We start from the raw sequence: 15,180 nt of genomic DNA on the forward strand, positions 1-15,180 counted from the left end.
TTCTGATTGGCCTATTTTTGTAGGTGTTTTAAGATGGCGGTAGCCGAAAAAGGAGACGGTGAGGTGCGCGTGTAATGCGCAAAGGTAGGGTAGATGCGAGTTACCTGAAAAGGTGAGTAGGTACGAGTGACATGAGGAGGTGGAGTAGATGTGAGTCACGTAAGAAGGAAAAGTAGCTGCTAGTCACGTGAAAAGATGGAGTAGGTGCGTTATGTTAAGAGATGAGGTAGATGCGCGTCACTTGAAAAGGTGAATTGGATGCGAATTATGTGAAATGATGAAGTGAAATCGAGTTACATGAAAAGGTAGGTTATCCTGTCGTAGCTTGTGTTATCGTGAAGGTACATACGTGTTATGAGAAAATAACTGGAAAAAGTCACGTTAATTCTGGTGAATCCGCTATAGATCAAGAAATAACAGGATTTACTCCTGTTATTTCAGGCCCAAGCCCAGCTTATTGATTGATATTCCTAAATTAACGGGAGTTTTTCCCGTTATTTAGTTCTGGATGAGTAAATGGCTTCAAATAACAGGAGAAATTCCGGTTATTTTCCTCTTAGTCATCCATGTGCTGTCTATGTCGCCCATCGATGTTATTGCTGCTACCGCTACTCTCACTATTGCTGCTGTTACTGTCACTGCTGTTACTGTCACTGCTGTTACTGTCACTACCGCCACAGCCCCTGCTACCACAGCCATTGCCGCTACAGCTACTCTTACAGCCACTGCCACTGCTCCTGTCCCCGTTGTACCCTATGTTTGTTTTTATTTTAGCCGATCTGTACCACACATCCTTCGTACGTTGACCAAACATAATCGGATGTATAGAACCTCTTTTGTCATTTGGAAATAATATGGGGTTTAATTGGAATTTTAATGAAGTGAATGTATTTATCCAGCCTTGGGCGAGCGGGCCCGTGCTTCGTCATGCAGGGAGAGGACGTAAGCCAGCGGCATATCCCTACCATATCGCTCGATCCATTCGGCCAGCACGGCCTTAATTTGCGTTGGTGATCCTGCCATCATGACGGCGGCTGAGCTTGTACGGCTGAAGAACTTGTTCATGTCCGTTACCTTCTTTCCTGATAAGTTTGCTATAATACACCGTATGCAGAACAGAGATAAAGGAGACCAGAATGTGATGGAAAATAATCAAAAACGAAATAGCAATCCGGCCCTGGATGAAGTAACCTTGTCCACTCAGCCGATTTTTGATGGGAAGATTATTACCTTGCAGGTGGACACGGTTCAACTGCCGGATGGCAATACCGCGACCCGTGAGGTCGTGAAGCACCCAGGTGCTGTCGCGGTGCTGGCACTGAACAACAACAAACTGCTGGTGGTGGAACAGTATCGGCAGCCGATGCTTCGAACTGAGGTAGAAATTCCCGCAGGCAAGCTAGACCCGGGCGAGGATCCACTGGTCGCTGCTCACCGGGAGCTGCAAGAGGAGACAGGCTTTCATAGCGGTGATTTGAAGCACCTGAAATCGTTCTACACTTCACCTGGATTTGCTGATGAGATCATACATTTGTATGTCACAGAGAATGCTCAGGTTGGAGAGATGGACCTGGATGAGGATGAGTTCCTGGAAGTATCGGAGCTGACACTGGAGGAAGCGTATCAATATATTGCGGACGGGCGTATTGCCGACGCCAAAACGATGATGGCCGTGTACGCCTGGCATCTGTATACGTTGACCGGACAATGGCACTAACACCGGAACTTAAGACCTTTTATGCTGACTTGCATGTCCATATCGGGAGGACATCGGAAGGCCAGCCTGTCAAAATCAGCGGCAGCCGCAATCTCACGTTTGCGAATATTGCCAGGGAGGCAGCTGAACGCAAGGGCATCGAGCTGATTGGAATCATCGATTGCCACTCTCCAGGCGTACAGCGTGACATCCGGAGTGCATTGGACTCGGGCGAGATGACGGAGGCTGAAGGCGGGGGGATCACCTACCGCGGAACGACTATCCTGCTAGGTTCGGAGATCGAAATTCGTGAGCCGGGGCGAAAAGAGTGCCATGTCCTGGCCTTTATGCCGGACTTAGAGACCATGACGGATTTTAGTCACTGGATGAGTCATCACATGACTAATGTGAATCTTAGCTCCCAGCGTCTGTATGCACCGGCACAAGTGCTGCAAGATGAGATTTACGAACGGGGCGGAATATTGATTCCGGCCCATATCTTCACACCGCACAAAGGAATTTATGGCTGTTCTGCCGAGCGGATGGCCGATATTTTCGATTTGGAGCGCATTGCGGCAGTTGAACTGGGGCTGAGTGCGGACTCGGAGATGGCTAGTTATGTGTCGGAGCTAGACCCGTATACCTTTCTGACCAACTCTGACGCTCATTCTCTGGGCAAAATCGGCCGGGAGTACAACGCACTGGAGCTGGCCAAGCCTTCGTTTGCAGAGCTGCGTTTGGCCCTGGAACGAAAGGACGGGCGAAGAGTGAGCGCCAATTACGGGCTTAATCCGCGGCTCGGCAAGTACCACCGGACATACTGCGGCGGCTGTGGCAGCATCATTGATGAAGCCTATGCCACCTCAGAGCGCTGTCCTTACTGCGGGAGTCTCAAACTGGTGAAGGGCGTGCTGGACCGAATTATGGATATTGCTGACCGCCAGGCACCGCAGGTGCCAGGTTATCGGCCACAGTATCATTACCAGGTGCCGCTTGAATTTATTCCGGGGCTCGGCAAGGCCAAAATGAAGCTTTTGCTGGACGCGTTCGGAACAGAGATGAATATCTTGCATACCGCCCGGGAGGATGAGATTGCCGCAGTGGCCGGGACGGATTTGGCTTCAAGCATTGTCGCTGCTCGCTCAGGTACACTTGCGTTGTCAGCAGGTGGCGGAGGAACCTACGGCAAGGTTGTCCGGGAAGACAAGTAGCTAAGGACGCTGGAACCCCCAGGTCCACCTCGGCGTAAGGACAAGTCATAGAAGTGGATGTTGTCTCATATGGTGTAACATACACCGGAAAGGAGCACATCCCGATGCGTAATTTAAGGCAGATGATGAAGGAGCAGACGCCTCTCTATATTTTTGTCGCCGTACTGTTTCTAGTGGGGGTGGTCTTCGGCGCTCTCATTGTGAGTGCGCTGACCATGGACCAACAGCAGGAACTGGGTGACTATTTGGGGAACTTCTTTGTCACCGTAGACCAGCAGGGGCTTCCGGGGGCAGCGGAATCGTTCTGGAGTATCGCAGTCTTGCATCTCAAATGGGTGGGTCTGATCTGGATTCTGGGCTTGTCCGTCATTGGACTGCCGGGCATTCTTATTCTTGATTTTCTCAAAGGGGTCCTGATTGGTTTCACGGTAGGTTGTCTGGTTAGTCAATACTCTTGGCATGGCTTGTTGTTTGCTCTGGTCTCGGTCGCTCCGCACAACCTGGTGCTGATTCCGATCCTGCTGGTTACCAGTGCAGCTGCGATTGCTTTCTCCTTGCTGATGATCCGCAGCAGAGTGCTGGGGCGAACCCGTTCACCCATTACCCGGCCGTTTGCCATGTACACCTTACTGTCCTTTGCCATGGCTCTTCTGATCTTGGGCGTAGCTTCCTTTGAGACTTGGGTCTCACCTGTGATGATGCGCTGGGTCACCCCATCGCTCGTACAAGCTCTGTCCCTGCTAACCGCTCATTAAAACCGTTTGACTTCTCAAAGCGACTCCCCCTATAATAAAAGAAGTGGTTTGAAGCCCGGTGTGGTTAATTTTCCAAGGGGGAGGGAGACAGGTGGAAGCCCGAATAGATAAAATCAAGCAACAGCTACAATCCCAAGGATACAAGCTAACACCTCAACGGGAAGCGACCTTAAGAGTGCTGCTGGAGAATGAAGAGGATCACTTAAGCGCGGAAGACGTGTTCATGCTCGTCAAGGAGAAGGCTCCCGAGATCGGTCTGGCGACCGTATATCGTACCTTGGAACTGCTCAGCGAGCTTCATGTCGTAGAGAAGATCAATTTCGGTGACGGCGTGGCAAGATATGATCTGCGCACAGATACGGCGAAGCATCATCATCACCATCTAATCTGCGTGCAATGTGGCAGTATGGATGAGATCCGTGAGGATTGGTTAGGTCCGCTGGAAGAGCGACTGGAGAGGGAGTACAATTTCTCGGTGCTTGATCACAGACTAGATTTTCATGGAATATGCCATCGCTGCAAGGACAAGAACAATACGGACGGCGAGCCGTCCTGAGCAAGATTATAGATGAAGATTTACCGCACAAAGCTCTCCTACGGCTAGATGGCCGGGGGGAGCTTTTTGAATGAATCTGCCGGTTTTCTTGAATCAGGGGGAAGATACATAACGTTCCATTCCATCGCATAAGTTGAAGGACGGGCCTATTTGAATGATCAGAGGAGGCCTGATCCTTGTCAATAACGTGGAGGGGGAATATTGATGATCGTTTCTTTGCCCAAAACGGTGCGGCGGATGTATTTTCTGCTTATGTTTGTGCTGCTAAGCTACTTGCTTTATCATGTCATGAGCTTCATCGGCGAGTGGATCAACCCGATCAAACAACAAGACATCCCGGAAGGCACCGCGGTCCGGGCTTTTCATGATGCCCACTATGGCAGTGAAGGAATGAAAGCGGGAGAGCGTCTGCGCTACTATTACTGGTATGGTGAATGAGGGTATACAGATAGAAGCAGGAAAAAGGTTGAACTATGTCGAATGAAGCTAAGGTGAGCTTGGGCATAATTTGGCCGAGTCCTTTTTGGCAGCATCATTTGAAAGTCATGCCACGGAAGGCAGGCCGTCACAAGAGTAGCTGCGTTAGACAGGAGCGTGAATGAGATGAGGTCACACTTGCAGCCCTTTATGCTTTATTTGTCCAGGGATAAAGGATTGTCAGCGAATACGCTGGAATCTTACGGGCGGGATGTGTCGCAATTTCTGGATTTTGCGGAAGGGCGGGGCGCAGCATCACCAGATGATATCAGGAAGCCGTTAGTTATGCTGTATCTCGGCTCACTGGGTGCGGCAGGCAAGGCTGCCTCGACGGTGAACCGGAATACAGTGTCGCTCCGCGCTTTTTTTCATTACTTAATGAAGGAACAATTGATGTTTCAGGACCCAACCCTGGAGATGGAATCCATCAAGCCGGACAAGAAGCCGCCGATGGTACTGACGGTTGCGGAGATTGAGAAGCTGCTGGCAGCACCCGATCAAAGCACTCCTCAGGGGATGCGCGACAAAGCGATGCTAGAGCTGCTCTATGCCACAGGGATTCGCGTGTCGGAACTAATCTCACTGGATGTCGGCGATGTGCATACCGGGATGAAATATGCCCGTTGCACAGGAACCTCTGGCAAGGAGCGAGTGGTCCCCATTGGCGTAATTGCTGCAGAGGCGGTAGCAGCGTATACTGCCGATATGCGGGACAAGCTGCTGCGACATCATCAGGAGGAGCCGGCATTATTTCTGAACAGTCTGGGGGGACGCTTGACAAGGCAGGGCTTCTGGAAGGTTATCAAGAAATATGCGCGTGAAGCCCATATTGAGCAGGACATAACGCCGCATACCCTGCGTCATTCCTTCGCAGCCCATCTGTTGGAAGGCGGTGCAGATCTGCGCTCCGTACAGCAGATGCTGGGACATGCGGATATTTCGACGACCCAGATCTATAGCGGTATTGCCCGCAAGAATATGAAGGAAGTCTATGAGCAGCATCATCCCAGAGCATTGGGGCATGAGGCTAAGGATGCTTTTTATGAGTAATATGGGTATGATGGAATCATACTGAAAAGATAGGCCTCACGGGAACAGCCGGCGGTCCTCTTTTCACGAAGAACGGATACAGTCCTTATAGTGGCGGTACAACCGTTTCTTCCTGTTGGGTACAACCATCAAATCAGTCACATAACGAAGGAGTGAGACGGTCATGTCTTCATTTAAACGGATTGGCTTTATAGTTCTAGACAGTGTAGGGATTGGTGAGGCACCGGATGCAGCAGGTTTCGGGGATGCCGGTTCCCATACACTTGGACATATTCTGGAGCGGGTGCCGGGCTTACAATTGCCTAATCTGCAAAAACTCGGTCTGGCTAATATTGCTCCTCTACCGCCGTTAGCACCAGTAGAGGCACCGACTGGATATTACGGTAAAATGCAAGAGGTATCGGTAGGCAAGGACACCATGACCGGCCATTGGGAGCTCATGGGGCTCAAGATTGAAGTTCCTTTCAATGTGTACCCGGATGGTTTTCCGGCAGAGCTGATCGAGAAATTCGAGAAGGCAACCGGTCGTAAGGTAATTGGTAACAAGCCTGCCTCCGGCACTGATATCCTGGTGGAGTACGGGGAAGAGCAGATGAAGACGGGGGCCTGGATTGTTTATACCTCGGCAGACAGCGTGTTCCAACTTGCCGCACATGAGGATATTATTCCGCTTGAGGAACTGTATGAGGCTTGCAAAATCGCCCGCGAGCTGACCATGGCTCCCGAGTTCTCGGTAGGTCGCGTCATTGCCCGCCCATATGTGGGCGAGCCGGGACATTTCGTCCGTACGCCAAACCGCCACGATTATGCGGTGAAACCACCGGAGCCGACCGTGATGAACGCACTCGCCGATATCGGCAAGGATGTCATTGCTGTGGGCAAGATCAACGATATTTTTACAGGAGAAGGGGTTACCGCTTCTTATCCGACGAAGAGCAATGAGCATGGAATTGAGGTTACTATCGATGAGCTGCGCAAGCCATTCAATGGATTGCTGTTCACTAACCTCGTGGATTTCGACTCCCTGTATGGACACCGCCGGGACCCGGAAGGTTACGGGCGAGCGCTGGAAGTGTTCGACAAAGCACTGCCAGATATTATCGCTACACTGGGTGAGGAAGACCTGCTGATTATTTCGGCAGACCACGGTAATGATCCGATTCATGCCGGAACGGACCATACCCGCGAATATGTGCCGCTGCTTATTTACAGTCCAGCGCTGACAGCTCCGGACAGTCTGGGCATCCGCCATACTTTCTCCGATGTTGCGGCTACCATTGCCGATAATTTCGGGGCTAAGGCGCCGCAGTACGGGACAAGCTTCCTGGCAGAATTACAATAGAAACCAAGGATTACAACTGCTTTACCAACTTCAAGGGGGAAATGACAATGAACGTAGTTAGCCAAAATCAGATTCAAGAAGCCGCAATTTACATTAAAGAAAAAAGCACGGTAGCACCAGAGATCGGTTTGATTCTTGGTTCGGGTCTTGGCGTACTAGCCGACCTGATTCAAGACGGAATCTCGATCCCATATAATGAAATTCCACACTTTCCGGTGTCCACAGTAGAAGGACATGAGGGAGAACTGCTGATCGGTACGATCGAAGGCCGCCGTGTGGTAATGATGAAGGGTCGCTTCCACATGTATGAAGGGTATGGACCAGAAACGACAGCTTTCCCGGTACGTGTGATGAAGGAGCTTGGTGTAACCAGCTTGCTGGTAACCAATGCTGCGGGCGGAGTGAATACAGAATTTGAGCCAGGCGATTTGATGCTGCTTACCGACCACCTGAACCTCACCGGACGCAACCCACTGATCGGCCCGAACGATCCGGCGCTAGGCGGACGCTTCCCGGATATGTCGACCGCATACAGCCCGCGTCTCATCAAGGTAGCGAAAGAAGCGGCAGCAGCACAGAATTTCGAGTTCAAGGAAGGCGTATATGCCGGACTGCTGGGTCCATGCTACGAGACACCTGCTGAAGTTAGAATGTTGCGCATACTTGGTGCTGATGCTGTAGGCATGTCCACCGTATCGGAGACAATTGTTGCCCGTCATGCAGGTATGGAAGTGCTGGGTATTTCCTGTATCACCAACATGGCGGCCGGCATTCTCGATCAGCCACTTGATCATGGAGAAGTTATGGAGACAGCTGAGCGTGTGCGCGAAAGCTTCTTGAAGCTGGTATTGGGCTTTATTCCAAACATGTAGTCACAGGCTACAGCTGTGGACTTTATTATCTATCCCGCATTCCAAGTGGAGGTTACAGGATGAGAGCAGTAGACATTATTCAGAAGAAAAGAGACGGCGGCGAGCTTAGCAGCGAAGAGATTGCATTTCTGATTCAAGGCTACAGCCGTGGCGATATCCCGGATTATCAGATTTCGGCTTGGGCAATGGCGGTTTACTTCCAAGGGATGAATGCCCGGGAGACCGGGGACTTGACGCTGGAGATGGCCAAGTCTGGCGATCAGGTAGACCTTAGCCCGATCGCAGGCGTTAAGGTAGATAAGCACTCCACTGGCGGAGTTGGCGACAAGACGACCGTCGTTCTGGCACCGCTTGTTGCGGCTGCAGGTGTACCTGTCGCCAAGATGTCGGGGCGCGGCCTCGGTCATACCGGCGGTACCATCGACAAGCTGGAGTCTATCTCCGGCTTCTCTGTGGAGATGGATCGCGAGCGCTTTTTCGCTCAGGTTGGCGAAATCGGCGCCGCTGTTATCGGTCAGTCGGGCAATATTACGCCTGCTGACAAGAAGCTGTACGCGCTCCGTGACGTTACCGCTACGGTAGAGTCCATTCCGCTTATCGCGAGCTCCGTTATGAGCAAGAAGATCGCTGCTGGAGCCGATGCCATCGTGCTCGATGTCAAGACCGGCAGCGGCGCCTTCATGAAGACGCTGGACGATTCCATTGCGCTGGCGCAGGCCATGGTTGACATCGGCACGCATCTGGGCCGCAACACGGTCGCGGTGATCAGCGACATGGACCAGCCGCTCGGCTTCGGCATCGGCAATGCGCTGGAGATTAAGGAAGGCATCGAGACCCTCAAGGGCCAAGGTCCGAAGGACCTGGAAGAAGTCAGCCTGATCCTGGGCAGCCATATGCTGGTGCTAGGTGGCAAGGCGCGCGACGAAGCTGAGGCAAGGGCTATTTTGAAGTCTCACATCGCGGACGGTTCCGCGCTGGAGAAGTTCAAGCAGATGGTAGCTGCACAAAGCGGAGATGTGACGCAGATCGAATCTCCGGACAAGCTCCCGGCAGCGAAACGCCTGATTGAAGTCAAGGCACCTGCGTCAGGGTATGTCGACGGCATTCAGGCTGAGGAAATTGGTATCGCTGCTATGCTGCTGGGCGCTGGACGTGAGACGAAGGAATCGATAATCGATCTTGCGGTCGGCATTTACCTGACCAAGAAGGTTGGCGATGCTGTAGCGGCTGGCGAGACGCTTGCAGTGCTTCATGTCAATGATGCTGCAGAAGACAAGGTGGCTGAAGCCGAGAGCAAGGTTATTGAAGCTTACCGGATCTCTTCCAGCCCGGTGGTACCACCGCCGCTTGTCTATGCCTTAGTCACCAAAGACGGTGTCACGCGGTATTAAAAGGTACTGTTGTACCTATGCCAATAGGGAAAATGAACGATAGCTTTTTTTAGGCTTAAACTATGGGTCATCCGGTCAACGGATGGCCCATTTTTAATGGAATAAGGGCGTTTCCTCTAGGTCCCCAGCATGAAAGTTGCAGGAAATAATCATTTTAAAATTGAAATGACCATCTCTCTCCCCTATACTATCTTCACAAAAGAGAACACATATGGGAGGAGTTGGAGTACGCATGGAGAAAAGGCGCGAGCTGTGGATTGACGCGGCTAAAGGCCTAAGTATTATTTTTGTGGTGATGGGACATTCGGGTGATGCCTTCGCCAATCAGTATTTGTCCTGGTTTCGGATGCCGTTGTTCTTCTTGCTGAGCGGTATGGTATTCAAGCCAGTGGACCCGGCACGCTACATCGAGTGGGCAGTGAAACGGACTAAGGGGCTGATGACGCCCTATATTGCCTACGGATTACTCATTACGATTATTCTGCTCTTGTCTACACTTAATTTAAAAGGGTTTGCCGAAAATATCGCTAGGCTACTTTATGGAGGCTTGTCGCTGACGGGTCCCTACGGTGTGTTCTGGTTCATTACCTGCTTGTTGTTCACCCAACTGATCTTCGGGTACATTACCCGTTTCCGCGGCGCGACCCAATTCATCCTGATCGTCTCGTGTTACCTGCTGGCTCATGTGATTTCTATGACTTCCCTGAAGAACTATAATCTCCCTTGGAACATCGATGTGTCCTTGCTGGCGATTACTTATTATGCCCTTGGGTACTATGGGAAGAAGGCGATTCCGGCTATTATTGGTCGCTGGTTCATAGTTCCGTTCATATTGCTGCTAAGCGCGACTGCGTTCTATTTGGATCATGCCGGGATAATCAGCTACAGCCTAAATATGAAATACAAGCAATATGATGCGCTGCTGCTGGATCTGGTCATTCCGCTAGTCATCTCGTTGACGATCTGCGCCTTGGTGTTCTGGCTGTCGAAGCTGTTACCGCTGAAATGGCTGGGAGATCTGGGACGTAATACGATTGCGATCATGTACCTGCATTTGCCGATCAATTATGCCCTGAAGTATCTACTGGGGACGGATTATGGACTGGTAGCGTTCACGCTGGTGGGTGTGGTGATTCCGCTGTTACTCGCTATGGTGATCATCCGGTTTCCAGTTCTGTCGAGACTCTATCTCGGCCATAGTGGCAAAAGCCGTCCAGCTGTAAGCTACAATGAGCGTGGAGCGGCCCAGAATGCCGTTAGCACCGAATCCATTTCATAAATCCATAAGTGAGCATCTAATCATCGATAACTAGTTGTACATGGTTTAGGTATAACTAGAGACTGTATGCAAACCTATTTGAGTCATAATCAGATAGAGAATAATGTCAAAAAAAGACTTGAGTTACCACCTGCTTTGAGCAGGTGGTAACATTTTCAATTCCCGGTGCGGACAGCTATTGTTGATGATTCAATTATATTGTGTTGAATAGGACTGACTCTAAGTCGTGGAAAATTATATTATTATTTGGGGAGGAAAACGTATTGAAACCAATTGAGTCGAACGTAACAGCTTTAGATTCAGCATTTGACCGAACATACAATAGTGAAAGCGACATACCAGAAGAATTAGACACTTCTGTGGAAACAGATTCAGAACAAAATGGGGCTAGTTTAACTTCCTTAATATCAGCTTTTGGTAAGGCGTATCATAGTAGGTATGATTCACCGAAAGTGGTAGATGATTTTATTGTAAATAAGTTGCTTTCCAAAGAGGAATTTTCAGCTATCAGTAAAAATTTGATTGACGGTATACAATTTTTTAATAAAGATATCGGAGAAAGGTTTAAAGATGAACCAGATAAAATTTTAAAATGGATTACACAAGTTCAGGTATCTTCAGTACCTCTAGCGCGCTCTGCCTATTGTGAAAAAATATTACTTAATGAAGTGAAGTCTGGCCTAAAGCAATATGTCATATTAGGCGCTGGCCTGGATACTTTCGCACTCCGGTTTCCGGAATTACAAAGCAGTTTAAAGATCTTTGAAATTGATCATCCGGATACACAAGTGTTAAAGAAAAGAAAGCTAACAGCTGCTAAATTCGACATCCCTGATAATCTTTATTTTGTAGCAATGGACTTTACTACTGAGTTTTCTCATCAGAGCTTGGTAAAGGAAGGATTTGAAAACGAGAAAACGTTCTTTAGCCTGTTGGGTGTCACATATTATTTATCAAAAGAAGAAAACGCTTCCTTGCTGCAACATTTTTTTGCAAATGTCCCATCAGGTAGTTCTATTGTGTTTGATTATGCAACTGAAAAACTTTTTGAAGAAAAGGGAATGTCGAATCGGGTGGAAAACCTGGTGAAATTTGCTGAAGCAAGCGGGGAACCGATGAAATCAGGATTTACATATGATGAAATTACAAGCATGTTGGAAAAGTCAGGATTACAAATTAAAGAGCATCTATCACCTGAAATGATGAACAAACTCCTATTTAAGAATAGGACGGATTATTTGTCTGCATTCGAGACAATACATTATATTCATGCTGTAAAAAAATAGTTTTCTAAGCCTAAAGCCTATTAAACATTACTTCCAAGTCGCTAGTTATCGCACCTATTCGGATTGAAATCCGCATTATGAGATGGATTCTGCCAGAAAATAATTCTGATTTTTCCCTGCAAAATGGAATATTAATGTCCCTTTCTGACGAAACTGGAACACAGTACCTGTGAAATGAGGGTTAACGTTCAGGAGGGGACTATTGTGAGAAAACAACGTTATGCAGCTCTGCTACTAGCATTCTGTATCAGTACCGCGGCCCTGGGTCCGGCCTCAGGTGTTTTTGCGGAGGAAAAAGGCAAGGCGAAGAGCAGCACGCCTGCCGCTGTTGACCTGGCGCCAGGGGCACGTTCCGCCATCCTGATGGATGCGGGCACCGGTACAGTGATCTATGAGAAGAACAGCCATGACAAGCTGCCGCCGGCCAGCATCACCAAGATTATGACGATGTTACTGACGGTAGAGGCGCTGGATGATGGAAGGCTTAAGCTTGATGACAAAGTGCGGACCAGTGAATATGCTGCGTCGATGGGCGGCTCGCAGATTTTTCTGGAGCCGGGTGAAGAAATGACAGTAGATGAGATGCTGAAAGGCATCGCTATGGCCTCCGGCAATGATGCTTCGGTGGCGATGGCGGAGAAGCTGGCCGGCTCGGAGAGTGCTTTTGTCGATATGATGAATAAGCGGGTGGAGGAGCTGGGGCTGAAGGATACCCATTTCGCTAACTGCAATGGTCTTCCAGCGACCAATCATTATTCCTCAGCCCATGATATCGCCGTGATGAGCCGGGAGCTGCTGAAGCATGAGCGGATTATCAAATATACCGGCTCTTATCAGGATTACCTACGCAAGGATTCGAGCAAGCCGTTCTGGCTGGTGAACACGAACAAGCTGGTCCGTTTTTACACTGGAGCAGACGGTCTGAAGACCGGCTATACCTCGGAAGCTAAGTTCTGCCTATCCGCAACAGCTGCAAGAGATGGGCTGCGCGCCGTGGCCGTTGTGCTGGGCGAGCCGAATACGAAGACCCGCAACAGCGAGGTTTCTGGCATGTTCGACTACCTGTTCTCGCAGTATAAACTGCATACGATCCACAAGACCGGTGATACCATTGCCACGCTTAACATTGAGAAGGGCGAGAAGAAGACGCTGCCGATTACAGCCAAGGATGCCTACAGCGTTCTGCTGAAGAAAGGCGTCACTCAGGAGGGCATCCGGCACGAATTGGTGCTTCCGGAGAGCATTAAAGCGCCTGTTGCCGAAGGACAGACTGTCGGTAAGCTGGTCGTATACCAGGGCACCAGCGTAATTAAGGAATATGAGCTGAAGGCTGATCAGGCAGTGGCGAAGGCAGGCTGGTGGAAGCTGTTCAAGCGGACGGCAGGGTCGCTGTTCAACGCGGATTAATTCCGTACATTTTGTAGATGCCCCCTATGCATTCTGTAGATTCATAGGGGTTTTCTTCTAGTTTTGTCGGGAGGCAGGATTCCTGATTTGCCGCGTAGAAAACCTTGTCCTGTGAAGAGTGAGCAAGTGATTCCTGTTCATGGGCAGTTTTTCAAAGCAACGAAGAGGAGAGTGGCAAGCATGAATTCTCATGTGGAAATGGAGCATCACCGGGGAGTGCTGATTGTCCGTTTGTCAGGGGAGCTGGACCATCACGCCGCCGATTATGTACGGATGGATATGGATGAAGCGATCATGCGGGGCCAGGTCGAGCATCTGGTGCTGAGTCTCAAACATTTGCAGTTCATGGATAGCTCCGGCCTTGGTGTTATTCTGGGAAGGTACAAGCTGATCCGCGCAAAAGGCGGCAAAATGGCGGTGTGCGACGCGACAGCACCCGTACAGCGTCTGCTTGAAATGTCGGGCCTGTTCAAGATTATGCCCTTATATGACGACGAGAGCGCTGCACTCTCGGATTTGGAGGTTGCGTTATGACTAATAGCCAAGCCGGTAACTTCATGCAGGTGCAGTTCGCTGCGCTCTCGGAGAATGAGTCGTTCGCACGTGTGGTTGTGGCGGCTTTTGTCTCCCGGCTTGATCCAACGATGGATGAGCTGAATGACCTGAAGACCGTCGTGTCGGAGGCCGTCACCAATTGCATTATCCACGGGTACGACAGTGACCCCAGCGGTGTTGTCAGCATCTCGGCATCCATTGATAACGAGACCGTACGCTTGACCATTGAGGACAAGGGACGGGGGATCGAGGATCTGGAGCTGGCACAGCAGCCGCTATATACCTCCAAGCCGGAGCTGGAGCGGTCGGGAATGGGCTTTACGATTATGGAGAATTTCATGGATGAGTTTGAAGTAACCAGTGAACCGGGGCGCGGTACCTCCATCACAATGAAGAAAACCATCGTCTCGAAAAAAGCTTTATACAATTAGGGGTTGGAGCCATGGATGCTGAAGCTAAAAAAGCTCCGCCGACCTACTTGGACGATGCGGAGGTCAAACGTCTTATCGCGCTTAGTCAGGCCGGGGATAACCTGGCCCGTGACACGCTCGTAAGCTGCAATATCCGCCTGGTCTGGTCGGTGGTGCAGCGGTTCATGAACCGCGGATATGAGCCTGACGATTTGTTCCAGATCGGTTGTATCGGACTCCTGAAGTCCGTTGACAAATTCGATCTCAGCTATGATGTCAAATTCTCAACCTATGCCGTACCGATGATTATCGGTGAGATTCAGCGCTTCTTACGCGACGACGGCACCCTGAAGGTTAGTCGCTCCCTTAAGGAGATGGCCAACAAGGTGCGTAAGATGAAGGATGAGATGTCCAAGACGCTGGACCGCTTGCCGACCATCGGCGAGGTGGCCGAAGCACTAGGCGTAACACCGGAAGAAATCGTGTTTGCCCAGGAGGCCAACAAGCCGCCAACCTCGATTCACGAGACCGTGTTCGAGAATGACGGTGATCCTATTACGCTGATTGATCAGATCGCCGACGACACCCAGGAGCGCTGGTTCGATAAACTGGCGCTCAGCGAGGCCATCGGAGCCTTGAGCGAGCGGGAGCGGCTGATCGTCTATCTGCGGTACTACCGAGATCAGACGCAGTCCGAAGTCGCCAGCCGGCTTGGCATCTCTCAGGTTCAGGTGTCGAGACTGGAGAAGAAGATCCTGGCGAATATCAGGGAGCAGATTGCCCAGTGAGCTATAAATGGATGAAGTAGGAGTATGACAATAAAAGGATTCATATAACAAGGTGACTTCTGCATTTTCGGGGGTCGCCTTTTTATATGAGTTATTTGTTCCTTT

General features: G+C 50.2%; 17 protein-coding genes. 15 read left to right on the top strand and 2 right to left on the bottom strand.

The features are described 5' to 3' along the window. Nucleotides 1-522: 522 nt before the first annotated feature. Nucleotides 523-726 carry a hypothetical protein gene (locus tag ACFORK_RS03475; protein WP_379195621.1) on the bottom strand — a complete coding sequence of 68 codons (204 nt, stop codon included), beginning with the start codon at nt 724-726 and terminating at the stop codon, nt 523-525. A gap of 165 nt (nt 727-891) precedes the next feature. Continuing rightward, on the bottom strand, nt 892-1,065 hold the full coding sequence (locus tag ACFORK_RS03480) for a hypothetical protein (RefSeq protein WP_379195623.1): 174 nt from the start codon (nt 1,063-1,065) through the stop codon (nt 892-894). A gap of 43 nt (nt 1,066-1,108) precedes the next feature. On the opposite strand from ACFORK_RS03480, the gene ACFORK_RS03485 reads away from it, so the two are divergent. The 15 genes from ACFORK_RS03485 (at nt 1,109) to sigF (ending at nt 15,075) form a co-directional block, all read left to right on the top strand. Further along, nucleotides 1,109-1,717, top strand: coding sequence for an NUDIX hydrolase (locus ACFORK_RS03485; protein ID WP_379195625.1), 609 nt, complete (start codon nt 1,109-1,111; stop codon nt 1,715-1,717). Further along, nucleotides 1,708-2,907, top strand: a complete 1,200-nt coding sequence (locus ACFORK_RS03490) for an endonuclease Q family protein (RefSeq protein WP_379195627.1) — start codon at nt 1,708-1,710, stop codon at nt 2,905-2,907. The genes ACFORK_RS03485 and ACFORK_RS03490 overlap by 10 nt, the downstream gene beginning before the upstream one ends. A gap of 104 nt (nt 2,908-3,011) precedes the next feature. Then, nucleotides 3,012-3,662 carry a stage II sporulation protein M gene (gene spoIIM, locus ACFORK_RS03495; protein WP_379195629.1) on the top strand — a complete coding sequence of 217 codons (651 nt, stop codon included), beginning with the start codon at nt 3,012-3,014 and terminating at the stop codon, nt 3,660-3,662. A 91-nt stretch (nt 3,663-3,753) separates the two neighbouring features. Further along, on the top strand, nt 3,754-4,218 hold the full coding sequence (fur, locus tag ACFORK_RS03500) for a ferric iron uptake transcriptional regulator (RefSeq protein WP_379195631.1): 465 nt from the start codon (nt 3,754-3,756) through the stop codon (nt 4,216-4,218). 204 nt (nt 4,219-4,422) lie between these two features. Beyond that, the gene (locus ACFORK_RS03505; protein WP_379195633.1) at nt 4,423-4,656 is read left to right on the top strand and encodes a DUF4227 family protein; all 234 of its coding nucleotides are present in this window, start codon (nt 4,423-4,425) and stop codon (nt 4,654-4,656) included. 165 nt (nt 4,657-4,821) lie between these two features. Further along, complete coding sequence (xerD, locus tag ACFORK_RS03510; protein WP_379195635.1) at nt 4,822-5,745, top strand: site-specific tyrosine recombinase XerD; 924 nt, start codon at nt 4,822-4,824, stop codon at nt 5,743-5,745. A 163-nt stretch (nt 5,746-5,908) separates the two neighbouring features. Next, nucleotides 5,909-7,087, top strand: coding sequence for a phosphopentomutase (deoB, locus tag ACFORK_RS03515; RefSeq protein WP_379195637.1), 1,179 nt, complete (start codon nt 5,909-5,911; stop codon nt 7,085-7,087). A 47-nt stretch (nt 7,088-7,134) separates the two neighbouring features. After that, complete coding sequence (locus ACFORK_RS03520) at nt 7,135-7,959, top strand: purine-nucleoside phosphorylase (RefSeq protein WP_379195639.1); 825 nt, start codon at nt 7,135-7,137, stop codon at nt 7,957-7,959. Between the two features lie 59 nt (nt 7,960-8,018). Then, nucleotides 8,019-9,350, top strand: coding sequence for a pyrimidine-nucleoside phosphorylase (locus tag ACFORK_RS03525; RefSeq protein WP_379195641.1), 1,332 nt, complete (start codon nt 8,019-8,021; stop codon nt 9,348-9,350). Between the two features lie 232 nt (nt 9,351-9,582). Further along, a complete protein-coding gene (locus ACFORK_RS03530) occupies nt 9,583-10,629 on the top strand; it encodes an acyltransferase family protein (protein ID WP_379195643.1) in 1,047 nt (348 codons plus the stop codon). A gap of 359 nt (nt 10,630-10,988) precedes the next feature. Next, the gene (locus ACFORK_RS03535) at nt 10,989-11,915 is read left to right on the top strand and encodes a class I SAM-dependent methyltransferase (RefSeq protein WP_379195776.1); all 927 of its coding nucleotides are present in this window, start codon (nt 10,989-10,991) and stop codon (nt 11,913-11,915) included. 174 nt (nt 11,916-12,089) lie between these two features. Continuing rightward, entirely contained in the window at nt 12,090-13,322 is a 1,233-nt protein-coding gene (locus tag ACFORK_RS03540; RefSeq protein ID WP_379195645.1) for a D-alanyl-D-alanine carboxypeptidase family protein, read from the top strand. A gap of 180 nt (nt 13,323-13,502) precedes the next feature. Continuing rightward, a complete protein-coding gene (gene spoIIAA, locus ACFORK_RS03545; RefSeq protein WP_066363552.1) occupies nt 13,503-13,856 on the top strand; it encodes an anti-sigma F factor antagonist in 354 nt (117 codons plus the stop codon). Beyond that, nucleotides 13,853-14,308: an anti-sigma F factor gene (gene spoIIAB / locus ACFORK_RS03550; RefSeq protein WP_379195647.1), complete on the top strand. Its 456-nt coding sequence runs from the start codon at nt 13,853-13,855 to the stop codon at nt 14,306-14,308. Before spoIIAA ends, spoIIAB begins: the two co-directional genes overlap by 4 nt. A gap of 11 nt (nt 14,309-14,319) precedes the next feature. Further along, a complete protein-coding gene (sigF, locus tag ACFORK_RS03555) occupies nt 14,320-15,075 on the top strand; it encodes an RNA polymerase sporulation sigma factor SigF (RefSeq protein ID WP_379195649.1) in 756 nt (251 codons plus the stop codon). The last annotated feature ends 105 nt before the right edge of the window (nt 15,076-15,180 follow it).

It is taken from the genome of Paenibacillus sp. GCM10012306 (genome assembly GCF_042649265.1).
Classification (GTDB): domain Bacteria; phylum Bacillota; class Bacilli; order Paenibacillales; family Paenibacillaceae; genus Paenibacillus_AQ.